Origin of the sequence: Mycobacterium ulcerans subsp. shinshuense (assembly GCF_002355775.1) — a bacterium.
Taxonomy (GTDB): domain Bacteria; phylum Actinomycetota; class Actinomycetes; order Mycobacteriales; family Mycobacteriaceae; genus Mycobacterium; species Mycobacterium marinum.
The window spans coordinates 4,843,448-4,868,017 of the sequence record NZ_AP017624.1 but is presented as its reverse complement, the minus strand read 5'-3'; the positions used below and the strand labels follow the sequence as shown (position 1 = coordinate 4,868,017).

General features: G+C 66.3%; 23 protein-coding genes and 2 pseudogenes. 17 read left to right on the top strand and 8 right to left on the bottom strand.

Annotated features, from left to right (window positions below; genetic code table 11):
- Positions 1-339: 339 nt before the first annotated feature.
- The 3 genes and pseudogenes from SHTP_RS21750 to SHTP_RS21740 all read left to right on the top strand — a co-directional run bounded on the left by SHTP_RS21750 (position 340) and on the right by SHTP_RS21740 (position 4,826).
- A complete protein-coding gene (locus tag SHTP_RS21750; protein ID WP_420873032.1) occupies positions 340-1,542 on the top strand; it encodes an ISAs1-like element IS2404/ISMul1 family transposase in 1,203 nt (400 codons plus the stop codon).
- A gap of 173 nt (positions 1,543-1,715) precedes the next feature.
- Positions 1,716-3,332, top strand: coding sequence for a glycine/sarcosine N-methyltransferase (locus SHTP_RS30750; protein ID WP_477497722.1), 1,617 nt, complete (start codon positions 1,716-1,718; stop codon positions 3,330-3,332).
- A 170-nt stretch (positions 3,333-3,502) separates the two neighbouring features.
- A pseudogene (locus tag SHTP_RS21740) lies at positions 3,503-4,826 on the top strand (amino acid permease).
- 6 nt (positions 4,827-4,832) lie between these two features.
- Here the strand turns inward: SHTP_RS21740 and SHTP_RS21735 are convergent.
- Positions 4,833-5,765: a ketopantoate reductase family protein gene (locus SHTP_RS21735; RefSeq protein ID WP_096371753.1), complete on the bottom strand. Its 933-nt coding sequence runs from the start codon at positions 5,763-5,765 to the stop codon at positions 4,833-4,835.
- A 15-nt stretch (positions 5,766-5,780) separates the two neighbouring features.
- Positions 5,781-6,943, bottom strand: a pseudogene (locus tag SHTP_RS21730) (enolase C-terminal domain-like protein).
- A gap of 212 nt (positions 6,944-7,155) precedes the next feature.
- Between SHTP_RS21730 and SHTP_RS21725 the strand changes: the two are divergent.
- Positions 7,156-7,503, top strand: a complete 348-nt coding sequence (locus SHTP_RS21725) for a DUF427 domain-containing protein (RefSeq protein WP_096371752.1) — start codon at positions 7,156-7,158, stop codon at positions 7,501-7,503.
- On the opposite strand, the gene SHTP_RS21720 is transcribed toward SHTP_RS21725, so the two are convergent.
- Positions 7,500-7,799: a glutaredoxin family protein gene (locus tag SHTP_RS21720; protein WP_096371751.1), complete on the bottom strand. Its 300-nt coding sequence runs from the start codon at positions 7,797-7,799 to the stop codon at positions 7,500-7,502. The two genes, SHTP_RS21725 and SHTP_RS21720, sit on opposite strands and share 4 nt — an antisense overlap.
- Positions 7,800-7,901: 102 nt before the next feature.
- The gene (locus SHTP_RS21715; protein ID WP_096371750.1) at positions 7,902-9,245 is read right to left on the bottom strand and encodes an HNH endonuclease signature motif containing protein; all 1,344 of its coding nucleotides are present in this window, start codon (positions 9,243-9,245) and stop codon (positions 7,902-7,904) included.
- Positions 9,246-9,416: 171 nt separating this feature from the next.
- Here SHTP_RS21715 and SHTP_RS29280 point away from each other — a divergent pair, with 171 nt between their 5' ends.
- From SHTP_RS29280 to SHTP_RS21675, 10 genes are all read left to right on the top strand, one after another.
- Complete coding sequence (locus SHTP_RS29280) at positions 9,417-9,608, top strand: hypothetical protein (protein WP_231991664.1); 192 nt, start codon at positions 9,417-9,419, stop codon at positions 9,606-9,608.
- Positions 9,609-9,619: 11 nt separating this feature from the next.
- The gene (locus SHTP_RS29275; protein WP_231991186.1) at positions 9,620-9,886 is read left to right on the top strand and encodes an APC family permease; all 267 of its coding nucleotides are present in this window, start codon (positions 9,620-9,622) and stop codon (positions 9,884-9,886) included.
- On the top strand, positions 9,883-10,752 hold the full coding sequence (locus SHTP_RS21710) for an APC family permease (RefSeq protein ID WP_231991185.1): 870 nt from the start codon (positions 9,883-9,885) through the stop codon (positions 10,750-10,752). Before SHTP_RS29275 ends, SHTP_RS21710 begins: the two co-directional genes overlap by 4 nt.
- A 73-nt stretch (positions 10,753-10,825) precedes the next feature.
- Positions 10,826-12,157 carry a glutamate-1-semialdehyde 2,1-aminomutase gene (gene hemL / locus SHTP_RS21705; RefSeq protein WP_096371749.1) on the top strand — a complete coding sequence of 444 codons (1,332 nt, stop codon included), beginning with the start codon at positions 10,826-10,828 and terminating at the stop codon, positions 12,155-12,157.
- A complete protein-coding gene (locus tag SHTP_RS21700; RefSeq protein ID WP_011738915.1) occupies positions 12,157-12,765 on the top strand; it encodes a histidine phosphatase family protein in 609 nt (202 codons plus the stop codon). Before hemL ends, SHTP_RS21700 begins: the two co-directional genes overlap by 1 nt.
- 2 nt (positions 12,766-12,767) lie before the next feature.
- Positions 12,768-13,379, top strand: coding sequence for a TlpA disulfide reductase family protein (locus tag SHTP_RS21695; protein WP_096371748.1), 612 nt, complete (start codon positions 12,768-12,770; stop codon positions 13,377-13,379).
- Positions 13,376-14,167, top strand: coding sequence for a cytochrome c biogenesis CcdA family protein (locus tag SHTP_RS21690; RefSeq protein WP_096371747.1), 792 nt, complete (start codon positions 13,376-13,378; stop codon positions 14,165-14,167). Before SHTP_RS21695 ends, SHTP_RS21690 begins: the two co-directional genes overlap by 4 nt.
- 101 nt (positions 14,168-14,268) lie before the next feature.
- Positions 14,269-15,843 carry a cytochrome c biogenesis protein ResB gene (locus SHTP_RS21685; protein ID WP_096372606.1) on the top strand — a complete coding sequence of 525 codons (1,575 nt, stop codon included), beginning with the start codon at positions 14,269-14,271 and terminating at the stop codon, positions 15,841-15,843.
- Complete coding sequence (gene ccsB / locus SHTP_RS21680; protein WP_096371746.1) at positions 15,840-16,826, top strand: c-type cytochrome biogenesis protein CcsB; 987 nt, start codon at positions 15,840-15,842, stop codon at positions 16,824-16,826. The genes SHTP_RS21685 and ccsB overlap by 4 nt, the downstream gene beginning before the upstream one ends.
- A 43-nt stretch (positions 16,827-16,869) precedes the next feature.
- On the top strand, positions 16,870-18,186 hold the full coding sequence (locus SHTP_RS21675; RefSeq protein ID WP_096371745.1) for a MinD/ParA family ATP-binding protein: 1,317 nt from the start codon (positions 16,870-16,872) through the stop codon (positions 18,184-18,186).
- 5 nt (positions 18,187-18,191) lie between these two features.
- Here SHTP_RS21675 and SHTP_RS21670 read toward each other — a convergent pair whose 3' ends face one another.
- Entirely contained in the window at positions 18,192-18,344 is a 153-nt protein-coding gene (locus SHTP_RS21670; protein WP_096371744.1) for a hypothetical protein, read from the bottom strand.
- Between the two features lie 46 nt (positions 18,345-18,390).
- On the opposite strand from SHTP_RS21670, the gene SHTP_RS21665 reads away from it, so the two are divergent.
- The gene (locus SHTP_RS21665; RefSeq protein ID WP_011738921.1) at positions 18,391-18,759 is read left to right on the top strand and encodes a DUF4229 domain-containing protein; all 369 of its coding nucleotides are present in this window, start codon (positions 18,391-18,393) and stop codon (positions 18,757-18,759) included.
- A gap of 7 nt (positions 18,760-18,766) precedes the next feature.
- Here the strand turns inward: SHTP_RS21665 and SHTP_RS21660 are convergent, their stop codons facing one another.
- Entirely contained in the window at positions 18,767-19,774 is a 1,008-nt protein-coding gene (locus SHTP_RS21660) for a beta-ketoacyl-ACP synthase III (RefSeq protein ID WP_096371743.1), read from the bottom strand.
- Positions 19,775-19,872: 98 nt separating this feature from the next.
- Positions 19,873-20,745: a 1,4-dihydroxy-2-naphthoate polyprenyltransferase gene (locus SHTP_RS21655; protein WP_096372605.1), complete on the bottom strand. Its 873-nt coding sequence runs from the start codon at positions 20,743-20,745 to the stop codon at positions 19,873-19,875.
- A 61-nt stretch (positions 20,746-20,806) separates the two neighbouring features.
- Between SHTP_RS21655 and SHTP_RS21650 the strand changes: the two genes are divergently transcribed.
- Together SHTP_RS21650 and SHTP_RS21645 are read left to right on the top strand one after the other, a co-directional pair.
- The gene (locus tag SHTP_RS21650; RefSeq protein WP_231991184.1) at positions 20,807-21,583 is read left to right on the top strand and encodes an S-methyl-5'-thioadenosine phosphorylase; all 777 of its coding nucleotides are present in this window, start codon (positions 20,807-20,809) and stop codon (positions 21,581-21,583) included.
- Positions 21,580-22,620: an NAD-dependent epimerase/dehydratase family protein gene (locus SHTP_RS21645; protein WP_096371741.1), complete on the top strand. Its 1,041-nt coding sequence runs from the start codon at positions 21,580-21,582 to the stop codon at positions 22,618-22,620. The genes SHTP_RS21650 and SHTP_RS21645 overlap by 4 nt, the downstream gene beginning before the upstream one ends.
- Positions 22,621-22,627: 7 nt before the next feature.
- On the opposite strand, the gene SHTP_RS21640 is transcribed toward SHTP_RS21645, so the two are convergent.
- A complete protein-coding gene (locus SHTP_RS21640; protein WP_096371740.1) occupies positions 22,628-24,295 on the bottom strand; it encodes a DUF7937 domain-containing protein in 1,668 nt (555 codons plus the stop codon).
- Between the last annotated feature and the right edge of the window lie 275 nt (positions 24,296-24,570).

The following is a 24,570-nucleotide window of genomic DNA, read 5'->3' as shown; positions in this document are numbered from 1 at the left end:
GACCTACGTGCACTGTTGCTCACGGACATCACTAGACTCAACGGCGCGGTGCGGGAGCGATGGGCTGGTGCGGTTTTTGGTCCGCTTCCCAGGAGTGGCACATAGGTGCTGTCGGGATGGCGTCGTTTTCGCTCGGCGGAATGCATCGCAGGATTGAACTCGCCCCCGGGCCCGTGGGTGGGTATCGAGGCATTCCCAGGGCTCCGGCGTTGTTGATTAGCAGGCTTGTGAGCTGGGTTGATGATCTTTGGTGCCGCGCTATTGGGGCCGGAGTGTAGGCACGGGCTATCTGGAGAACGATCGAGTTGGTTACTGTTCGTCGTTGGTCTGGAGTTGCCCGTGCCTACCGTTTCAGTATTGCCTGTGTCGTCGGTTCCAGAGGTGTTCGACCGCTGGAGTCCTGGTGAGCGCAGCGAGCTCATCGGATCGGAGTTTCTCGATGTGTTGGCCTCGGTGCCAGACCCGAGGGGCCCACGCGGTCGGAGGTATTCGCTGATGGCTTTGTTGGCGATCGCGGTTCTGGCCACTGCCGCGGGGATGCGCGGCTATGCTGGTTTTGCCACATGGGCGGCCACCGCTCCCGATGATGTGTTGGCCCAATTAGGGGTCCGGTTCCGGCGGCCCAGTGCGAAGACCTTCCGTGCTGTTTTGTCTCGGCTAGACCCCGCCGACCTCAACGCCAGGATGGGCAGTTACTTCACTGCACACGTGGCCAGCAGCGACCCCAGTGGATTGGTGCCGATCGCGTTGGACGGCAAGATGCTGCGTGGTGCTTTACGCGCCAAAGCGACAGCCACGCATCTCGTGTCGGTGTTCGCCCACCGTGCCCGATTGGTGCTCGGTCAACTCGCTGTCGCCGAGAAAAGCAATGAAATTCCCTGCGTACGTGCCCTGCTCACGCTGCTGCCGGGTAGCTTGCGGTGGCTGGTCACCGTGGATGCGATGCATACCCAGGTCGTCACCGCGAAGTTGATCTGCGCCACCTTGAAGTCGCACTACCTGATGATCGTCAAGTCCAACCAAGCCAAAATACTTGCGCGTATCACCGCGCTGCCCTGGGCCGAGGTGCCCGCAGCCGCTACCGACGACTCTCGCGGCCACGGCCGTGTCGAGACCCGCACCCTGCAAATCATCACCGCTGCACGAGGAATCGGCTTCCCCTACGCAAAACAAATCATCCGGATCACTCGTGAACGCTTGATCACCGCCACCGACCAGCGCAGCGTGGAGGTGGTCTATGCCATCTGCAGCCTGCCGTTCGAGCACGCCCGCCCTACCGCGATCATGACCTGGATGCGTCAACACTGGGGAATCGAGAACAGCCTGCACTGGATACGCGACGTCACCTTCGACGAAGACCGTCAAAGGGCACATACCGGAAACGGCGCACAGGTCCTAGCAACGCTACGCAACACTGCGATCAATCTGCACCGCCTCAACGGCGCCGACAACATCGCCGAAGCCTGCCGGATCACCGCTTTGACCGCCAACCGCCGCCTAGACCTCCTCAATCCACAATTCCCCAGCTCACAAGCCTGCTAATCAACAACGCCGGAGCCCTGGAGGCATTCCATGGCCACAAGTACACCGCGCGCGATCGGGTCGCGGTATTTGCGTGCGGGCTAGCGGAGAAGAAAGGCTAGATGACTAGTTTATCTATCCATCAAGAAAACGCTGAACTGCAATTAAACGATCAAATCTAGGGCGACGATCCATTGTCCGATCGTGAAACGGGACTTTATCGCGCTGAATACGTGATGAGTTTTGTGGAGAAATGGGGCGAGCTGATCGACTGGGATGCTCGCTCCGAGTCCGAGGGGCGGTTCTTTGTTGACGTGCTGCGCGCCCGCGACAAGCAGAACATTCTCGACGTCGCGACGGGCACCGGGTTTCACTCGGTGCGTCTCACTGAGGCGGGATTCAATGTGACCAGTGCTGATGGTTCGACGGCGATGCTGGCCAAGGCATTTGAGAACGGTCGCAAGCGGGGCCTCATCCTGCGAACCGTGCAGGCCGATTGGCGGGAGCTGAACCGCGACATCCAGGGCAAGTACGACGCCATCATTTTTCTTGGCAACTCGTTCACTCACTTGCATGATGAACACGATCGGCGTCGGGCCCTGGCCGAATTTTATGCGGCATTACGCCATGATGGGATTCTCATCCTCGACCAGCGAAATTATGATGAGATACTCGATCACGGGTTCAAGTCAAAGCACAAATATTACTACTGTGGTGATCAGGTGACGGCGGAGCCGGAATATGTCGATGAGGGCCTCGCTCGTTTCAAGTACGATTTCCCGGACGGCTCGGAATACACGCTGAACATGTTTCCGCTGCGGAAGTCCTATGTTCGTCGCTTGATGCGCGAAGCGGGCTTTACGACGGTGCGCACCTACGGGGATTTCCAGGAATCCTACGAGGAGACCGAACCCGATTTCTTCATCCATGTCGCGGAGAAGTCCTTGGCCAGTGAGGCGCTGGCCGAGCCCGATATTGATGCGGTGTTGACCGGCACTCGGGCCGAGCCCGAGGCCTACTACGACAGCGATGACGCCAACGCCTTCTACTCGATGATCTGGGGCGGCGAGGACATTCACGTCGGCTGCTACGAGGACACCCGCGATATCGGGGCGGCCGCGAGAAAGACCGTGGACCGCATGGTGCGCCAGTTGACCCGGTTCGACGGCGATACCCGGGTCTTGGACCTGGGGGCCGGCTACGGCGGCTGCGCCCGGCACCTCGCCAGCGACTACGGCAGTTCGGTGACCTGTCTGAACATCTCCGAAGCGCAGAACGAGACGAACCGGGAGCGCAACCGCAATGCGGGCCTGGACGCCAAGATCCGGGTGGTGCACGGCAGCTTTGAAGCGATTCCCGAGCCCGACGGCAGCTACGACGTCGTCTGGTCGCAGGACGCCATCTTGCATGCCGCCGACCGCCGAAAGGTGATCGAGGAGGCGTTCCGGGTGCTCAAAGCCGGTGGCGAGTTGATCTTCACCGATCCGATGCAGGCCGACGAGGTGCCCGACGGTGTGCTGGCGCCGGTGTATGACCGGCTGAACCTGGCCGACCTCGGCTCGATGCGTTTCTATCGCGAAACCGCGTTGGCAGTGAGTTTCGAAGTGGTTGATCAGATCGACCTGGTGCACAACCTGGGGGTCCACTACCAGCGGGTGCTCGAGGAACTCGAGACCCGCCGTCGTGAACTCGAGGAGCATTCGTCCACCGAGTACCTGGACAAGATGCGGGTCGGCCTGCGGAACTGGGTGGACTCCGCGCGTGAGGGGCACCTGGCCTGGGGCATCCAGCACTTCCGCAAGCCCCACTGACGTACCCGAGCCACCCCGGCAAGTCGGTCGCACACCGATTTGCCGGGGTGGCCCGTTTCGTGAGTCAATCGGTCGATGCGCGGTCTGGACCGCCCCGACCTCCTGGAAGGCAGCCGTCAATAGATAACCGATTAGGACTGCGGCAAGGGTTAACGCAACGTCAGCTCAACATGATCGCGATCGGCGGTGTCATCGGGACCGGCCTTTTCGTCGGGTCCGGTGTGGTCATCCGCGCTACCGGTCCCGCCGCCTTCCTGACCTACGCGCTGTGCGGTCTGCTGATCCTTCTGGTGATGCGGATGCTCGCCGAGATGGCCGCCGCGAATCCGTCCACCGGGTCGTTCGCCGACTTTGCTGCCGACGCCCTCGGCGGCTGGGCCGGGTTCTCGGTCGGCTCGCTGTACTGGTACTTCTGGGTGATCGTGGTCGGCTTCGAGGCCGTCGCCGGAGCAAAAGTCCTGATGTACTGGATTCATGCGCCGTTGTGGCTGCTCTCGTTGTGTCTGATGATCATGATGACGGCGACGAACCTGTTCTCGGTGTCGTCCTTCGGTGAGTTCGAGTTCTGGTTTGCGGGCATCAAGGTGGCCGTCATCGTGGTGTTCCTGGCCCTCGGCGCCGCGTTCGCCTTTGGTTTGCTACCGGGTCACCATATGGATTTCGGCAACCTCACCTCACACGGCGGACTTTTTCCCAAGGGCGTGGAGCCGGTCTTCGCCACCGTTGTGATCGCGATCTTCTCCATGACCGGAACCGAAATCATCACCATCGCTGCCGCCGAAACGCCTGACCCGGAATATGCGGTGCAGCGAGCGATGAGCACGGTGATGGCCCGCATTGCGGTGTTTTTCGTCGGGTCGGTTTTTTGCTCGTCGTGATTCTGCCGTGGGACACGATCGACCCCGGCACCTCGCCCTATGTTGCGGCCTTCCAACGCATGGGGATTCCCGGCGCGGACCAGATCATGAACGCGGTGGTGGTCACCGCGGTGCTGTCCTGTCTGAACTCGGGCCTCTACACCGCGTCGCGAATGATGTTCGTGCTTGCCGGGCGACGGGAGGCGCCGGCCTCGCTGGTGAAAGTCAGCCGCCGGGGGGTGCCCTACGTGGCCATCCTGGCCTCGTCGGCGGTGGGCTTTTGTGCGTGATCATGGCCTGGATCGCGCCCACCACGGTATTCATCTTCCTGTTCAATTCCTCTGGTGCGGTTCTGCTTTTCGTCTACCTGCTGATTGCTTTCTCCCAGATCGTCTTGCGCGGCCGAACCCCACCGGAGAAGCTGCGGGTGCGGATGTGGTTTTTCCCCTGGCTGCCGATTCTCACGGTGGTCGGCATCTTCGTTGTGCTGGTCCGCATGGCTTTCGACGACGCCGCGCACAGCCAGTTCTGGCTCAGCATGTTGTCCTGGGTTGCCGTGCTCGGGATCTACGGGATAACCAGGTTGATCAACCGCAACAGCCGGATGCGGCCCCGGGGCCAAACCAGCGACGTGTGACAACCCCTAATCCGAATTCACTGCACTCCATTGCCGTTCGACCGACTTGACCAACGCGGTCAGTGTCGTGTTCACCGGTGTCGGCACCCCGACCCGGGCGCCGTGGCGCCCGACCGCGCCGTTGATCACGTCTATCTCGCTGGCCCGGCGCGCCTCGTGGTCGAGCAGCGCCGACGGTTTTGCGTTGGGCATTGCGGCGCCGAAGGCGCGCGCGTGTGCGACGGGGTCGGTGACGGCAACCGCGATCCCTGATGCCCGCGCCACTGCCCACGCTTCCGTTGCCGCCGCACGGCTGACCGGGCCCATCTCCGCGTCATCGAGCACCTGGCCCACGGTCATCCCGGTCAATGCGCATGGCGCGCTGTAGGCGACATTGCAGATCAGCTTTTCCCACTGCATCGCAGCGATATCGGTGACGGCCGCAGCGTCGAAGCCCGCCTCGGTCCAGGCGTGGGCAATGCGCTCGACGGTCTCGTGCGGCAGCGACGAATAGGCGCCGAAGCGCATCGCTTTCATCGCGTTGTGGTGCACGTGCCCGGGCGCGAGCCGGGCCGCGCCGAATCCGCTTGCGATCCCAACCGCGACCCGCTGCTCACCGACGATGTCGGCGACCGTCTCGGCCGAACCGAGACCGTTTTGAATGGTCAGCACTGGTGTGTCGGCGCCAAGCATGCACAGCGCTTGCCGTGCGCCCGCCGCCACGTCCGCGGCCTTGACGGCAAGCACCACCAGGTCCATCACTTCGGTGGGCGCAGTGGTGGCTGCTCGCAGCGACACCAGCTGGTCAGTGCCGGGGCTGCTGACCCGCAGGCCGGTTCGGGTGATCTGGTCGACGTTGGGTTGGTGACGGTCGATCACCGCGACGTCGTTGTCCGCTCCGGCGAGTCTGGCGGCGTAGATGGAACCCATTGCACCGCAGCCGATTATCGCAATCTTCAACGCACTCTCCCGAGGCTACCTCGTCAGTTCGCTGATCAGCTCGCCAAGGCCGGGTTTGCGTTCGAGCCCGAACCCCGGCGCATCCGTGGGCACGATCTGCCCGTCGCACAACACGCAGCCATCGCAATAGCCGCCGAAGGGCTGGAACACCCCCGGATAGGACTCGCATCCGCCCAATCCGAGGCCCGCGGCGATGTGCAGGTTGATCATGTGTCCGCCGTGCGGGTATGCGCAACGGCGGCCGAACCCGTGCGCCTCGATCAACTCGAGCATCCGCACGTACTCGCCCAACCCGTAGCTCAGGCCGGCGTCCATCTGAAAGATGTCACGGCCCGCGCGCATGCCGCCATAGCGGACCAGATTGGTTACGTCGGGTACCGAGAACAGGTTTTCGCCGGTGGCAACGGTGCCTGCGTAGCAGCCGGTCACCGCACGGTTCAGCTCGAAATCCAATGGGTCACCGGGTTCTTCGTACCAGCGCAGTCCGTAGGGGGCCAACCTCGCGGCCCAGCGCGTCGCGGCGGCCCGGTCGAACCTGCCGTTCGCGTCCACCGCCACCCGATCTGCGCCCACGACGTCGATGACCGCCTCGATGCGCGCCAGGTCGTCGCGCTGCGCCACGCCGCCAATCTTCATCTTGACCGCGTCATAGCCCAGATCCAGATAGCGGCGCATCTCATCGCGCAGGGCGTCCAGGCCGCCGCCCGGGTAGTAGTAGCCGCCGGCGGCATACACCGAGACCAGCGGGGCCGGATCCCGTCCGAAGCGGCGCGCGATGGTCGCGTATGCGGGCTCGTCATTGAGCTTGGCGGCCAGATCCCAGCACGCCAGTTCCACGGCGGCGGCCGCGCCGGCCCGGTCCCCATGTCCGCCGGGCTTCTCGTCGCAAAGCGCATGCCGCAGCACAGCGGCCGGGTCGAGGTGTCCGCGCTGGTCCAGCAGTGCATCTTCGGGCGCCGCGAGCACGCGGGGGATCATTCGGTCGCGCAGGATCCCGCTTTGGGCGAATCGCCCAATCGAGTTGAAAGCCACCCCCCCCCCGTCAACGGTTTTCCGTGCCGGATCACGTCGCTGCCCACGGCGACGAGCGAGACCGTGTGCTGGCTGAAGTTGACGACCGCGTTGGCGGGTCCACCGAGTAGCCGGACCGGCCGCTCCAGGCTCGCGACGATCCGCATCACCAGGGTCTCAAGGAGTCCGGGTCAGTAGCACGGCGCTGTCATATGCCCTGGGGCGAATCGCGCGAGGCGTTCGGGGAATTGCATGTCACCATCCAACTCGTTGCGCAGGGCTGATCTCAAGGTCATGGGCATTACTCGCGGCAATTCGCCCACTCAGCACGCGAACGGGTGGACTATCGATCAGACAGAAGTGTCGAGGAGGTGGGCCAATGATCCGCGCCGTGTGGAATGGAACCGTGCTGGCAGAAACGCCCCGGACGGCAAGGGTGGAGGGCAATCACTATTTCCCGCCCGAATCGGTGCATCGGGTGTACTTGCGGGAAAGCACGACCACTTCGCTGTGCCCCTGGAAGGGCGTGGCCCACTACTACACCGTCGTGGCCGACGGCCGTACGAATCCCGACGCCGCCTGGTTCTATCCGCGTCCTAGCCCGCTGGCCCGTCGCATCAAGAATCATGTCGCGTTCTGGAACGGCGTGGATGTCGAAGGTGAACCCGAGGGCGAGGCGACCGGCCTGGTGTCTCGGGTGGCCGGCTGGCTTGGCGGCAAGCGTTAGCGTCGGGAAAACCAGCCCCTGCTGGTGTTGCGTTGTTTCAGGAGTTCCGGTGCCTGGGTGCGCACCGCGTCGATGACTTGGCCGGCCGTCGGGTTGACCATCGCCACGTCGCCGACCACCACGGTCGGCACCGTCTCGTTGCCGTCTGCGACTGAGCGAACCGCCGCGGCCGCATCTGGATCCGTCCAGATGTTGATCTCTCGGGTCGGTAGCCCGCGCCGGCGGAGCCCGCGGCGCAGGCGCCAACAGAACGGACAGCCAGGCCGCCAATAAACCACCACTTCGTGCTCGCTCATAACCTCACGTCCTCATCCAATGGACCACTGATGGCCAGCGTGATACCCATACTGCACGCAGGCAACGGCCGCGCCGGCCAATCCCAGAAGTGATCGCGGCCGTCAATCCGGTGCCGCCCGGTCGTCCAAGAGGCGTTCGGGATGGTGGTAGTCGTTGGTGCGGGCGCCGCGACGAAGTTGGGGTGGCGGGAGCCATGCGGTGCGGCTGTTGGGGAGTTTTATTGTCTGCCAGCTCTTTCCGGCAAGCCTGTGGTGCGGTGTGCAGGCGAAGGTGAGGTTGTCGACGTCGGTCGGGCCCCCGGCGGCCCAGTCGGCGAGGTGGTGGACTTCGCACCAGTAGCCCGGGGTGTCGCAGCCGGGGTGGGTGCAGCCGCGCTCGGCGGCGTAGAGGACCACGCGCTGGTCGGGCGAGGCGATGCGCCGGGTGCGCCCCAGATATAGGGGCCGGTTGGAGTGCTCGTCGAAAACGGCCAGATAGTGGTAGGCGTGCCGGGCCATGCGGATGACATCGCGCATGGGGAGCAGGGTCCCTCCGCCGGTGACGGCGCGGCCGGTGGCCGCGGTGAGTTCTTGCAGGGTGGTGGAGACGATGACGGTCACCGGCAGCCCGTTGTGAGTGCCGAGGGCTGGGTCACCGAGTTGGCCGCGCACCAGCGCGTTGAGGGCGTCGTGTTGGCGTTGGGCGGGGCGGCGGGCGTCGGTAGCGGCGGCGTCTTCGGTGGGTTCGTCAGTGACACAGGGGGTTTGGTTGTCGGGGTTGCACATGCCGGGAGCGGCGAAGCGCGCCAGCCAGGCGTCGAGGTTGGCGCGCAGTTCCGGGGTGGCGATCAGTTTCCCGATGCTCATGCCGTCGCGGCGTTGGGCGCACCAGGTGAAGCCACGCTGACGTGCCCGGTCGGCATCGGAGAACCTGCCGTCCGGGTTGATCAGCAGGGCGCAGCGGTGTGCCGCCTTTTCCAGTTGGTCGGGACGCAGTTGCAGGGCCTGGTGGGCCAGCAGCTTCTCGGCGCCCGCAACGATTTGCGGCGCGGTGTCCTGCGGTAGATCGCGCACGAAGGTCGCAATGACGCGCAGGTGCTGGCCATCGAGCTGACCGTCGCGCCAGGCCCGCGCGGTGGCGGGCAGTTCCGGGGGCAGCACCTGCCCGGTCAGGGTGGTCCGGGCAGACAGTTGTTGAGCATCACGCAGCCGGCGACGGGCGTCCGTGGGGGTGATGCGTAGCCAGTCGGCGACGACCTTGGTCACCGGCCCACCGATGGCGGCGGGATCCTCGGTGTACAGGCCGGCGATCACGTCGTGGCTGATCACCGCCTGCAGGCGTCGAGCGGTTTCCAGCCGCGCCAGCATGCGCAGCCGCTCGACAGGCTGCCGACCCTCGAGGTGGGCTTCGCCGATCGCCGCCACGGCGGCATCGAGGGCGTCCAGAAGACCGGCAATCGAACGCATATTCGAATGCTAGATCGTCCGCATTGGTAGCCACCACGCCATAGCGGCCGGTTGTGGATGAACGTCCGGGTGTGGATAGATTCGGTCGCCCGGATCAGATCGCGATTAGCCTGGCTTGGTGCAGGTGGGCCGTGTGAGTCGGATCGACAAGGCGCACACGGCGGCGTGGGGATGGCGGTGACCACCGGGGCTCGCTCCGAGCTGCAGAAGGCGCTGGGGCAGCGGTCGGCCGTGCTGTTCGGTCTCGCGTATATGACGCCGATCATCGTGCTGGGCATCTTCGGGGTGATCGCCGAACGATCGAAGGGCGCCAGCGCCGGGTCCTACCTGCTGGCCACCGTCGCGATGCTGTTCACCGCGTAGAGCTACGGGTGATGGCACGGCACTTTCCGGTCGCCGGCTCGGCCTACACCTACGTGCGCAAGGCGCTGGACGCCCGGGTGGGCTTCATGGTCGGCTGGGCGGTCCTGTTGGACTACCTATTTTTGCCGTTGGTGATCTGGCTGATCGGCGGCTCCTATTTGCAAGACCGGTTTCCCGCCGTGCCGTTTTGGACATGGATCGTGGGCTTTGCCGCCCTGACCACCGTGCTCAACCTCATCGGGCTCAAAGTCGCCGACCGGGCGAACTTCATCCTGTGACGTTTCAACTGTTGATCCTGGCTTTCTTCGTGGCGCTGACGATTGGGTATCTGGTCGGTGACTCGCGGTCACTGCTTTCACTGACCCCGTTCACCGGCAACGGAGGGTTTACGGCGATCACCGCGGGAGCGGCGGTGGCCGCCTACTCATTTCTGGGTTTCGACGCTGTCAGCACGCTGACCGAGGAGACCCACGATGCCGAGCGCACCATCCCGCGGGCCATTGTGCTGATCGCGCTGATCGGCGGGGCCATCTTCGTCACCGTCGCCTACGTTGTCAGCCTGGTGGCCCCGGGCAGTTCGTTTCCCGATGCCGATTCGCTTTCCGAGGGTGTCGCCAGGACCATCGGCGGCAATCTGTTCGCGGCGGTCTTCCTGGCCGCCTTGATCATCGGCCAATTCACCTCCGGGCTTGCCGCGCAGGCGGCGGTCTCGCGCCTGCTCTATGCGATGGGTCGCGACGGCGTCCTGCCCAGGCGGGTGTTCGGCGTGGTCTCCGCGAAGTTTCACACCCCGATGTTCAACATCATGCTGACTGGCGCGGTGGGCATGGCCGCGATCCTGCTCAGCGTCGCAACGTCGACGTCATTCATCAACTTCGGTGCGTTCACGGCCTTCACGCTGGTCAACGTGTCGATGGTGGTGTACTTCGTGCGGGAGCGCGGGGCCGGGTTGCCCCGATGGCGCTATCTGGTGCTCCCGGTGATCGGCGCCGCCGTCGATATCTACCTGCTTGCCCACCTGGCATCCGACGCGTTGATCGTCGGATTGTCCTGGGCCGCCATCGGCTTTCTCTATCGGCTGTGGCTCACCCGCGGCTTGACCAGGCAGCCACCGGACCTGGCGGGCGCGGCCGAGCGCGGGTAGCGAGCTCACGAGGCAGCGGCAAGTCTTACACCCTGTAGTTGAACCGGTCGGCGAGGCTGGGACACTGGTTGCCATGGGCAGCACTGACCAGGCGGTCACCAGCGTGCGCAGGTCGGCGCAGCTGTTTACCGACGCGTGCGCGGTTATCCCGGGTGGGGTGAACTCCCCGGTGCGGGCGTTTACCGCCGTCGGCGGCACCCCGCGGTTCATCACCGAAGCGCACGGCTGTTGGCTTACCGACGCGGATGGGAATCGCTACGCAGACCTGGTGTGCTCGTGGGGCCCGATGATTCTCGGTCATGCGCACCCCGCCGTGGTCGAGGCGGTTTCCCGGGCCGCCGCCAACGGATTGTCGTTCGGGGCGCCGACGCCCACTGAGACCGAGCTGGCCGCCGAAATGATCGGGCGGGTGGCACCGGTCGAGCGGCTGCGCCTGGTCAACTCCGGTACCGAGGCCACCATGAGCGCCGTGCGGCTGGCGCGTGGGTTCACCGGCAGGTCCAAGATCATCAAGTTCTCCGGCTGCTACCACGGGCATGTGGACGCGCTGCTGGCCGACGCGGGTTCGGGCGTGGCCACCCTGGGCCTGCCGTCGTCGCCGGGGGTCACCGGCGCCGCGGCGGCCGACACCATCGTGTTGCCCTACAACGACCTCGAGGCCGTGCGGCAGACGTTCGCACAGCACGGGGAACAGATCGCCGCGGTGATCACCGAGGCCAGCCCGGGCAACATGGGGGTGGTCCCACCCGGGCGCGGCTATAACGCGGCGTTGCGTGCGGTCACCGCCGAACACGGTGCGCTGCTGATCGTCGACGAGGTGATGACCGGATTCCGGGTCAGCCGCAGCGGTTGGTATGGAATCTATCCGGTCGACGCCGACCTGTTCACCTTCGGCAAGGTGATGAGCGGCGGGCTGCCCGCGGCCGCATTCGGCGGACGGGCCGAGGTCATGGAGCGCTTGGCGCCATTGGGGCCTGTTTACCAAGCCGGCACCTTGTCGGGCAATCCGGTGGCGATGGCGGCCGGACTGGCGACCCTGCGCGCGGCCGATGACGGTGTCTATGCCGCACTGGATGCCAACGCCGATCGGCTGGCCCGGCTGCTGGCCGGGGCGTTGACGGATGCCGGTGTGGCGCATCAGATTCCGCGCGCGGGCAACATGCTCAGCGTGTTCTTCAGCGAGACGCCGGTCACCGATTTCGCCGCCGCGCGCAATAGTCAGACGTGGCGTTTCGCTCCGTTCTTTCATGCCCTGCTGGATGCGGGCGTCTACCCGCCGTGCAGTGCATTCGAGGCGTGGTTCGTCTCGGCCGCCCTTGATGACACCGCGTTCGAGCGGATCGCTGACGCGTTGCCCACCGCAGCGCGGGCGGCCGCCAACGCCACCCCGGAGAGCAGACCCTGATGGCTGAACAGACTCGAGTCCACGTCGTGCGCCATGGCGAGGTGCACAACCCCACCGGGGTTCTCTACGGTCGGCTGCCTGGATACCGCCTGTCCGAGACCGGCGCGGCACAGGCGGCCGCGGTGGCCGAATACCTGGCTGACCGCGATGTTGTCGCCGTTGTCGCATCTCCACTGCAGCGTGCGCAGGAGACCGCCGCGCCGATAGCCGCCGCGCACGAACTGGCGATCGACACCGATCCCGACCTGATCGAATCGGCGAACTTTTTCGAGGGCCGCCGTGTCGGCCCTGGGGACGGCGCCTGGCGTGACCCGCGGGTGTGGTGGCAGCTGCGCAACCCGTTCACCCCATCCTGGGGCGAGCCCTACCTCGAGATCGCGCAGCGGATGGCGACCGCGGTGGACAAGGTGCGCGCTCGCGCCGCCGGGCACGAGGCGGTCTGCGTCAGCCACCAGCTGCCGGTCTGGACGCTGCGGTTGCATCTGACCGGTAGGCGGCTGTGGCATGACCCGAGGCGCCGAGACTGTTCGCTGGCATCGGTGACCTCCCTGGTTTATGACGGTGACCGGCTGGTCGACGTGGTGTACTCCGAGCCGGCAGGCGCTTGACGATGCGCCGGCTGGTGATTGCCGCGGCGGTGCTGGCGGCACTGCTGACCGGTTGTTCCGGCCGGGACGCGGTGGTGCAGGGCGGCACATTCGAATTCGTTTCCCCCGGCGGCAAGACCGACATCTTCTACGACCCGCCGGCCAGTCGAGGCCACCCCGGGCTGCTGTCGGGGCCGGACCTGATCGACCCGGATCGCACGCTCTCCCTCGACGATTTCGCCGGTCGGGTCGTGGTGGTCAACGTGTGGGGCCAATGGTGTGGGCCGTGCCGGGCCGAGATCACCCAGCTGCAGCAGGTCTATGACGAGACCCGGGCCGCCGGGGTGTCCTTCCTGGGCATCGACGTGCGCGACAACAGCCGGGCCGCGGCTCAGGACTTCGTCCGCGACCGTCATGTGACGTTCCCGTCGATCTACGATCCGGCCATGCGCACGCTTATCGCCTTCGGCGGCAAGTATCCTACCACCGTCATCCCGTCCACCTTGGTGCTGGACCGCCAGCACCGGGTCGCGGCGGTCTTCCTGCGTGAACTGCTGGCCGAGGATCTGCAGCCGGTGGTGCAACGGTTGGCCCAAGAACCGGCGGCGGGTTCGACGCCGCCCGGACCGCAATGACCGGGTTCGCTGAGGTTGCCGCCGCGGGCCCGCTGCTGGTGGCCCTCGGATTGTGTGTGCTGGCCGGACTGGTTTCGTTCGCTTCCCCGTGCGTGGTGCCGCTGGTGCCGGGTTACCTGTCGTATCTGGCCGCGGTGGTCGGTGTGGATGGGTCCGGCGATGGTCGGGCAGCCGGGGTCGGGGTCAAGGCGCCCGCCGGGGTCCGGTGGCGGGTGGCCGGCTCGGCCTTGCTGTTCGTGGCCGGGTTCACCACCGTTTTCGTGCTGGGCACCGTTGCGGTGTTGGGCATGACCACCACCCTGATCAGCAACCAGCTGGTGCTGCAGCGCGCCGGTGGCGTGCTGACCATCATCATGGGACTGGTGTTCGTGGGACTGATCCCCGCGCTGCAGCGCCAGGCGCGGTTCAGTCCGCGTCAGGTGACGACGGTGGCGGGAGCGCCGCTGCTCGGCGCGGTGTTCGCACTGGGGTGGACGCCTTGTCTGGGGCCGACGCTGACCGGGGTGATCACGGTTGCTTCCGCGACCGATGGCGCCAGCGTGGCCCGCGGAATCGTGCTGGTGATCGCCTACTGCCTGGGGTTGGGCATTCCGTTTGTGCTGCTGGCGTTCGGTTCGGCGGGGGCGGTCGCGGGCCTGGACTGGCTGCGCCGCCACACCAGGGCCATCCAGATCTTCGGCGGCGTGCTGTTGATCGTCGTCGGCCTGGCGCTGGTCACCGGGGTGTGGAACGACGTGGTCTCCTGGCTGCGCGACGCCTTCGTGTCCGACGTGAGGTTGCCGATTTGAGCGCGCGAGCAGACGCAGAATCACCCAAAACGGCACGTTTTGGTGCGATTCTGCGTCTGCTCGGCCAGAAGGCACGCAACACCTGGCGGTCCCTGACCTCGATGGGCACCGCGCTGGTGCTGTTGTTCCTGCTCGCATTGGGCGCAATACCCGGGGCGCTGGTGCCGCAGCGCAGCCTCAACGCCGGCAAGGTCGACGACTACCTCAAAGCCCATCCGCTGATCGGCCCGTGGTTGAACAAGCTGCAGGCCTTCGACGTGTTCTCCAGCTTCTGGTTCACAGCCATCTACGTGTTGCTGTTCGTCTCCCTGGTCGGCTGTCTGACCCCGCGGATGATTGAGCACGCGCGTAGCCTGCGAGCCACCCCGGTGGCCGCACCGCGCAACCTGGCGCGGCTGCCCAAACACGCCGGCTCCCGGGTCGCGGGGGAGCCCGAGCTGCTGGCCGCCACCATCGTCGGCCGGTTACGGGGCTGGCGCACCGCCATCCGCCGCTCCGGCACCACCGTCGAGGTGTCCGCCGAAAAGGGTTACCTGCGCGAATTCGGCAACCTGGTCTTCCACTTCTCCCTGCTGGGTCTGCTGGTCGCCGTCGCCGTCGGCAAGCTGTTCGGCTACGAGGGCAACGTGATCGTGATCGCCGACGGCGGACCGGGTTTCTGCTCGGCATCCCCGGCCGCCTTCGACTCGTTCCGCGCCGGCAATACCGTCGACGGCACGTCGCTGCACCCGATCTGCATCAGGGTCAACGATTTCGCGGCCCACTACCTGGCTTCCGGGCAAGCCACCTCGTTCGCCGCGGATATCGCCTATCAAACCGGCAATGACCTGAGCGCAAACACCTGGCGGCCCTACCGACTGGCGGTCAACCACCCGCTGCGGGCCGGCGGTGACCGGGTGTACCTGCAGGGCCACGGCTACGCCCCCACCTTCACGGTGACGTTCCCGGACGGACAGACCCGCACGTCGACCGTGCAATGGCGGCCCGACAACCCGCAGACGCTGCTCTCCTCGGGGGTGGCGCGCATCGATCCACCGGCGGGCAGCTATCCCACCGCCGCCGATCGTCGGCAGCACGAAATCGCCATCCAGGGTCTGCTTGCCCCGACCGAACAGCTCGATGGGACGTTGCTGTCGTCACGATTCCCGGCGCTGAATGCCCCCGCGGTGGCCATCGACGTCTACCGCGGCGACACCGGGGTGGACACCGGACGGCCACAGTCGCTGTTCAGTCTCGATCCCCGGCTCATCGAGCAGGGCAGGCTGGTGAAGGAAAAGCGAGTCAACCTGCGCGTCGGCCAGCAGGTCCGCATCGATGCGGGTCCGGCCGCGGGCACCATCGTCCGCTTCGACGGCGCGGTGCCGTTCGTCAACCTGCAGGTATCCCATGACCCCGGTCAAACCTGGGTGCTGGTCTTCGCCATCACGATGATGGCCGGCCTGGTGGTGTCGCTGCTGGTTCGCCGCCGCCGGGTGTGGGCTCGACTTACGCCGGAAAACGACGCGCCAGGTACGGTGAACGTCGAGCTGGGCGGCCTGGCGCGCACCGATAACTCCGGATGGGGTGACGAGTTCGAGCGGCTGACCGAGAGATTGTTGGCCGGGCTCGGCGAGCCCGGCACGCCCGATTCGGCCGCAGCGGCCGCCATAAGGAGCTCCCAGGTGGACGTCACATGAACACCGCGAACATCAACATCGACCTGGCCAGGTATTCGGACTGGGCATTCACCTCAGCGGTGGTCGCGCTGGTGGTCGCGCTGCTGCTGCTCGCCTTCGAACTGGCCTACGTCCGCGGCCGCAAAGTCGACGAACGAGAACTGGTGCTGGCCGGATCGGTTGCCAGCGACGCCACGACGCCCGGAATCGTGCTGGACGGCCCACGGCGGCCGTTGGACGAGCGCGTCGGGCGGGCCGGACTGGCCGTGGTCTACCTGGGCATCGGGCTGTTGCCGGCCTGCATCGTGTTGCGCGGCCTGGCCACCATGCGGGTGCCCTGGGGCAACATGTACGAGTTCATCAACTTGACCTGCATGTCCGGCCTGATCGCCGGCGCGGTCGTGTTGCGCCGTCCGCAATACCGATCACTGTGGGTCTTCCTGCTGCTGCCGGTGCTCATCCTGCTCACGGTGTCCGGGCGCTGGCTCTATACGAATGCCGCCCCGGTGATGCCCGCGCTACAGTCCTACTGGCTGCCGATCCACGTGTCGGTGGTCAGCCTGGGCTCCGGGGTTTTCCTGGTCGCCGGGATCTCCAGCATCCTGTTTTTGCTGCGCACCTCGCGACTCGGCGCACCGGACAGTCAACCCGCCGAGAGCACGCTGGGCCGCCTGGTGCAACGACTCCCCGACGCCCAGACCCTGGACCGGATCGCCTACCGAACCACGATCTTCGCTTTCCCAGTGTTCGGGTTCGGGGTGATCTTCGGTGCCATCTGGGCCGAACAGGCCTGGGGCCGGTACTGGGGCTGGGACCCCAAGGAGACGGTGTCGTTCGTCGCCTGGGTGGTGTACGCGGCCTACCTGCACGCCAGGTCGACGGCAGGCTGGCGGGATCGCAAAGCGGCCTGGATCAATGTCGCCGGATTTGTAGCGATGGTCTTCAACCTGTTCTTCGTTAACCTGGTGACGGTCGGCCTGCATTCCTACGCGGGCGTGGGCTAGACGTTCGAGCCCAACCGACCCGCGACGGCAAGCAAGGGGGGGGGTGGACGTGTCAGACCATCCGAGCGCGGGCGTGGGGGCGTCCAATGCCTACCAGGGCGAAGGCGGCAAGGATCATCCGACCATTCAGCTGCCGCCGGTGCCACACCAGCCGCCTCAGCTGGGTGAACCGCCGGTAGCGGGCGGCAGCGACGCCCCGACCCGGGCCTTCGCCGGATTTCGCACCGAGCGCCGGTCGGCCGCACGCGCGGAGGGCGCAGAGGCCCCCGACGTCGCGCAGTGGGAATCCGGACCGGATACCGGACCGGTCGCCGGTCTCCCGCGGGTGGACCCGACCGCGTACGGCGCCTACTACAACGGTCCGCCCGAGCCCCCCGCCGAGCCCCAATACCGTCCCGAATCGGTGCCGCAAACTCCGTATCCGGAGTTGTCCACCAGCATGCTGCTGCGGCCGGTCAAGTCTCCGCCGGTCGAAGGCTGGCGCCGGCTGGTCTATGTGCTCTCTGGTCAGTTGGTCAACCTGGGGGAGAGCCCGCGGGCCACCCGCTACAACAACCTGGTTGCCCAGATCAACCGGCCCATGCGCGGCTGCTACCGAATTGCGCTGGTTTCGCTCAAGGGTGGTGTCGGCAAGACCACCATCACCGCGACGTTGGGTTCCACCTTCGCCTCGGTTCGCGGTGACCGTGTGGTCGCGGTGGACGCCAACCCCGACCGCGGCACGTTGAGTCAGAAGGTACCGCTGGAGACCCCGGCCACGGTGCGCCATCTTATCCGGGACGCCGAAGGCATCGAGCGCTATAGCGACGTGCGTGGCTACACATCGCAGGTCAAGAACGGGTTCGAGGTCCTCGCGTCGGACACCGATCCGGCCGCATCCGAAGCGTTCAGCGCCGACGACTACACCCGCACCCTGGACATTTTGGAACGGTTCTACGGCCTGGTGCTCACCGACTGCGGCACGGGACTGCTGCACTCGGCGATGTCGGCGATATTGGCCAAGTCCGACATCTTGATCGTGGTGAGCTCGGGTTCCATCGATGGGGCCAGGAGCGCCTCGGCGACGTTGGACTGGCTCGAGGCGCACGGCTACGAGGAGTTGGTGCGCAACTCGATCGCGGTGATCAACGCCGTTCGGCCCCGCTCGAGCAAGGTCGACATGCAAAAGGTGATCGATCATTTCGCGCGGCGTTGCCGTGCCGTGCGGCTGGTGCCGTTCGACCCACAGCTCGAGGAGGGCGCCGAAATCGTCCTGGACCGGATGAAGCGGGAGACCCGTGAGGCCCTCGCCGAACTGGCGGCGGTGGTTGCCGAGGGATTCGGTCCGGACCAGCGACGATCCAGCCCGAGCTTCGGCTGACCAGGCTACTGCCCCCCTCGCCCCAACTTTCGCAGGAACTCCGGATCGTCGTCGGGCCCGATGGCGCGCGTCTTCGGTCGGCTCGCCTGCGACCGTGCCGCACGCCAGCCGATGTAGATCAACGTCCCCAATACCAGGACGACGAGCAGGTAAAGCACTCGACACCTCCTTTGAGCGAATATACCCGCGCCGTAGGCTCGGGCTGTGTCAGAAGCACCCGATGGCGGCAATAGCACTGGCCGTCCGCAGACCTTGACCACCCGCGGTGTCGTCGACGTAGCCGTCTACGCCGTCGCGCGGTTGCTGCTGGCGGTGGTGGTCAGCGCGGCCATCTATGGGGTGGCTCGACTGGCCGGGTTGGCCCAATTTCCGCTCGTGGTGGCGGCATTATTCGGTCTGATCATCGCGATGCCGTTGGGCATCTGGGTGTTCGCTCCGCTGCGCCGGCGCGCCACCGCCGCGCTCGCGACGGCCGGTGCCCGCCGGCGCGCCGAGCGAGAGAAGTTACGCGCCCGACTGCGTGGTGAGGCGGCGCCGGACGAGGGCGCGGGCTCCGAAACCGGCGCAGGCTAATTCGCCCCTAGCTGTTGGGCATGCGCACCACTTGCGCCGCATAGCTCAACCCGGCGCCGTAGCCGATCAGCAGCGCCAGATCGCCCGGCTTGACCGCACCGGTGGCCAGTAGCTCGGCCATTGCCAACGGTATGGAAGCCGCCGAGGTATTTCCGGTGTGTTCGATGTCATTGGCGATAACCGCATCCGGGCGCAGCTGCAGGTTCTTGGTCAGCAGCTCGTTGATGCGGCTGTTGGCCTGGTGCGGGATGAACACGTCGATCTCGTCGGGTTTGACCCCGGCCGCGTCCATCGCCTGTTGTCCGACCTTGCCCATCTCGAACGCTGCCCAGCGAAAAACCGCGGTGCCCTCCATGCGCAGGAACGGGCGCGGACCGGCCGGGTTCTCGGCGTGGCTGATCCAGTCGATGTCCTGCCGGATGGCGGCGGCCTGTTCGCCGTCACTACCCCACACCGTGGGGCCAATCCCTTGAATCGGGCTGTGACCCACCAGCACCGAGGCGGCGCCGTCGACGAAGATGAAGCAGTTGCTCCGGTCGGTCATGTCCACCGTGGGGGACAGTTTCTCGGTGCCGATCACCAGTATCGTGGCGGCGCTGCCGCCCCGGATCATGTCGGCCGCAATGCCGAGCGCATGCCCGAAGCCCGAACAGCCCGCCGAGATGTCGAATGCGGGAACGTTCTGGCAGCCCAACGCTGCCGCGACGATCGGGGCGCAGGCGGGTGTCTGCAGAAAGTGCGTGCTGGTAGCGACGATCACACCGTCGATGTCAGACCCGGTGAGCGCGGCTTTGGCAATCGCCTCCCGGCTCGCCTCAATGGCCATCGAAGCCGCCGACTCCTCGGGAGCGGCGAACCGGCGCGTTTTGATTCCGGTACGGGAGTAGATCCATTCATCGGAAGAGTCGATGTTCTCGCAAATTTCGTCGTTTGTGACCACACGCGTGGGCCGGTAGGCCCCCACACTGAGCAATCCGACGCTGCTAATCCCACTGGTGGTGGCGATCTCCGTCATACCCGTCCTCGGTTGGTGTTATGCACAGTGTGCTCCCATGGCGGCGACTCGCCCAAAACGCCCGCCGTCGGCGCGCAGTCGAAGCCGCTGCAGCACGGTCACGCGGCCAACGCTAGCGCCGCCGGCATTGCGATCGCCCACACCATCATCGCCAGCCCGGTATCGCGAAGCACCGGGATCAGCGCGGCACCGCCGCGGCCCGCTCGCACCGGGGCCGCGGCACGCAGGGCCACCGGTGTCGCCAGCAGGCCCACGGCGCACCACGGCGTCGCCAACGTCAGCGCCAGGGTCAGCACCGCGGCGGTGACCAGCAGCGCCTGGTATAGCACGCGGGTACGCGCGTCGCCCAGCCGCACGGCCAGGGTGATCTTGTGTGACTGCGCATCGGTGGGAATGTCGCGCAGGTTGTTGGCGACCAGTACCGCTGACGACAGCGCGCCCGTGGCCACCGCCAGCGCCAGCCCCACCCAATCAACCCGCAGCGCTTGCGTGTATTGGGTGCCCAGCACGGCTACCAGGCCGAAAAACACGAACACCGCGACCTCGCCAAGGCCCGAATATCCGTAGGGCCTGGAACCGCCGGTGTAGAGCCAGGCTCCGGCGATACAGCCGGCGCCGACCGCAATCAGCCACGGTGCGCTGGCCAACGCCAGGGCCAGACCGGCGGCCGCGCCGATCATCAGGCTCACAATGGCCGCGATCAGCACCGACCGCGGGGTCGCCAGTCGCGAGCCGACCAACCGCATCGGCCCGGTCCGGTCGTCGTCGGTGCCGCGAATGCCGTCGGAGTAGTCGTTGGCGTAGTTGACGCCAACGGTCAATGCGACCGCGACAACCAGTGCCAACAGGGCTTTCCACCACACGGCGGCGTGCAGCCAGGCTGCGGCGCCGGTGCCGGCGACCACCGGGGCCACGGCGTTGGGCAGGGTACGGGGACGCGCACCGGAGATCCACTGCGCAATATTGGCCACCATGGCATCCTGCCGCGGCCCGCGCTGACGATCGCATGGGGACATGCACAACAATGAGCCGATGCTCGCAGTGATCGGCGGTAGCGGCTTCTATAGCTTCTTTGAGTCCGATGTACGAACCGTCAATCCAGACACCCCGTACGGCCGGCCCAGCGCCCCGATCACGATCGGCGCGGTGGGGGAGCACGAAGTCGCGTTTCTGCCCCGCCACGGAGCAAGCCACCAGTACTCGGCGCACACCGTGCCGTACCGGGCCAACATGTGGGCGCTGCGAGTGCTCGGTGCGCGGCGAGTGTTCGCCCCATGCGCCGTCGGCAGCCTGAACCCTCGGCTCGGGCCGGGCACGGTCGTCGTGCCTGACCAGCTGGTCGATCGAACCCGCGGGCGGGCCGACACGTACTTCGACTCCGGTGGTGTGCATGCCGCCTTCGCCGATCCCTACTGCCCGACGCTGCGCAGCGCGGTCACCGACCTGCCCGACGTGGTCGACGGCGCCACCATGGTGGTGATCCAGGGCCCTCGGTTTTCCACCCGCGCGGAAAGCCGATGGTTTGCCGGGGCCGGGTTCAGCCTGGTCAATATGACCGGCTACCCGGAGGCGGTGCTCGCCCGTGAACTTGAACTGTGCTACGCGGCAGTCGCTTTGGTGACTGACGTGGATGCCGGCGTTGCGGTCGGTGAGGGTGTCAAGGCCGCCGACGTCTTCGCCGAATTCGGGGAGAACATCGAGATGCTCAAAAAGCTGGTCCGTGCCGGGATCGGGCGGGTGGCCGCCGAACGCGCGTGCACGCACTGTCTGATGCACGCCGGTGTCACGCTGCCGTTCGAGTTGCCATGAAGGTGCTGCTGACCGGCGCGGCCGGTTTCATCGGATCCCGGGTCGGCGCCGCACTCAGCGCCGCGGGCCACGAGGTTGTCGGCGTCGACGTATTGTTGCCCGCCGCCCACGGACCGAATCCGGTGTTACCGCCCGGGTGTCATCGGGTCGATGTCCGGGATGCCGATGCGATGGCACCCTTGCTGGCCGGTGTGGACCTGGTGTGTCATCAGGCGGCGATGGTGGGCGCGGGGGTCGATGCGGCCGACGCGCCCGCATACGGTGGCCACAACGACCTGGCCACCACGGTATTGCTGGCACAGATGTTCGCCGCCGGCGTACGTCGTCTGGTCCTCGCATCCTCGATGGTGGTGTACGGACAGGGACGTTACGACTGTCCCGAGCACGGCCGGATCGACCCGTTGCCACGGCGGCACAGCGATCTTGATGCCGGCGTGTTTGAGCACCGCTGCCCACTGTGTGCGGAGCCGGTCAGGTGGCGGCTGGTGGGTGAGGAGGCCGAGCTGCGGCCGCGCAGCCTCTATGCGGCCAGCAAGACGGCACAAGAGCACTACGCGCTGGCGTGGTCGGAGTCGACCGGGGGTTCGGTGGTGGCGCTGCGCTATCACAACGTCTACGGCCCCGGGATGCCGCGCGACACCCCCTATTCGGGGGTGGCGGCGATATTTCGTTCGTCGCTGGAAAAGGGCGAACCACCGAAGGTCTTCGAGGACGGCGGTCAGATGCGTGACTTCGTGCACGTCGACGATATCGCCGCCGCGAACCTGGCCGCGGCGCAGCTGGGTGAGGTGGATCGACACGGCTTTGTGGCGGCGAACGTCTGTTCCGGGCGCCCCATCTCGATCCTGCAGGTGGCCAGCGCGCTGTGCCAGGCGCGCGGCGACGCACTGTCGCCGGTCATCACCGGGCAGTACCGCAGCGGCGACGTGCGACACATCGTGGCCGATCCGTCGCGAGCCGCCGAGGTGCTGGGTTTCCGTGCCGCCGTGGAGCCATTCGAGGGTTTGCGCGGCTTCGCGTTCGCGCCGCTTCGTTAGCGGCCGTTTAGGACGGGTCGTCGGGTCGCCGGTAGATCTTTGGCGGCAGGGGTCCGGTGGATTCCCCGGAGCGGAAGATCCGCGGCGCCCGACCCGGCCCGGACAAAACGGTGGTGGGCGCGTCGTCGTGGGCATCGAGCGCGGCCGGGCTGCGAAATTGGGTTGTCTCGGCCTCCGATGGGACGGCGGCCCCGCCGCGGGCCGGCCCGGGTTGGCCGGCACGGCGCTGGCGCCGCCGCGGGCGCCCCGGTTGTTTGGTCTGCGTTGCTGAGCGTCGCCCGCTGATGATGACCGCAACGACGATGCCCAGCGCCAGGCCGCACAGGGTCACGTCGAAGGTGCTGGTGATCTGCTGGGCGAGATTGTTTCCGTAGACCGGGTTGGGCCGCGCGTCCGGTGACGCCGCGAACCGGGGGGCGAGCACTACGCCCACGATGACGCGAGAAACGGTCAGGGTGAGCAGAAATCCGCATAGCGACGAGATCAGTCGGGCCGGTAGTGCCTGATTGACCAGGTTGATCCGAAGCCAGAACGCCAGCGCCGCGGTAACCAGATCGAACGCGGCCAACGTCATGGTGTCGTATCGCGAGTAGGGGAAGTTCAACATCACCGCGGCGCTCAGATCGGTGAGCCTCATCACCACCGACCCCAGGCACCATACGGCGATGAGCAGCAGCCCGTTTCGGGCCGCTGCCCGCCAAATGTCCCTACCGATCGGATGAGTGTGGGAGCGCACCAGCGCCATTGGCGCAAAGATCGCTGCGCCCGCCGCCCAGACCAGGTAGCCTTCGTATCCGACCCCGGCCGTCGACGTGTTCTGCGCGATGCCGTGAAATGCGTCGATCTCGCGGCCGACGGGAAGGACCCACACGATGATTCCCGCGACCATGGCCGAAGCGCCGAGCGCGATGGTGGGCAGCTGGTATTCCCTGGTGCCCTTGAGCAGCCACCGGGATGCGACGAGGACCGCGACGAGCGCGACCACTCCGTAGACCAGCGCCGTGTCGATCACCGCGATGTTCTGCCTGCCGAAGCCCGATGCCGAGTTCGTCGGTTGCAGCGCGTACCGCACCCGCCAGGCCAGGTTGAAGCCGGAGCTGAGCGCCGCACCGAACATCGATGCGTAGCCCAGAATTCGGGCGGTGAACAGCCAGTTGTCGTAGTTCTCGTTGTCGCCGGGCTGCCCGGTGCTCACCGGCTGTGCGCACAGCATCGCGCCGGCGATTCCCAGCCAGCCGCCCGGCCCGACACCGCCGGGCACGTTGACGGTGCCACCGGATCGGATCGTCTGGAAGATGTCGTAGACGACGAACGCCAACAGCAGCAGCAGATAGGGGATGTTGAGCCCGAGACGCAGCCGGTTGGTCGCGGTGGGAGCAAATCGGGTGCCAGACAGCCGCCAGGGCCCTACATAGGGCACCGCGATAGCGATCAGGGACAGCAGCGTCACCGCCAGCAGCACCGCCAGCACGTAGTTGCTGCTGCCCGGGATGCGAAAGCCGAAGTAGAGATTCCACGGGAAGAACACCGCCAGTACCAGCAGTGCTCCGCCGGTCAGGTCCCGGACCATGTTTCGCCGGTGTGCCAGGTCGAGTGTCAACTGTCCGGACTGCCCTTGTTGCGGTTGCGCACCCGCAATGGGGCCGGTAGGCGTGTCGTCGCTGCCCAGACTCACGGTGTCCCCCAGGGATCGAGGTAGGTTACGTATTGCTCCGGCGTGGTCCGGCGGTGGGGGAACCCCCTGACGGACCCGCTGCGTTGTTCGATTGCGAACATATTCTCCATTCGGACGACGCGGCAGTGGCTGAGATCGAGTGATCCGCGGACGGGTTCCGTGGTGAGCGTTCCCTAACCGTTCGGGAATCCGATTACGCTGCGCTCAGGGGCAACCTTGTCGCTCGAATGACGAATACAGCCGACGGTATCGCAGTGTAATGATGCCGGACATTG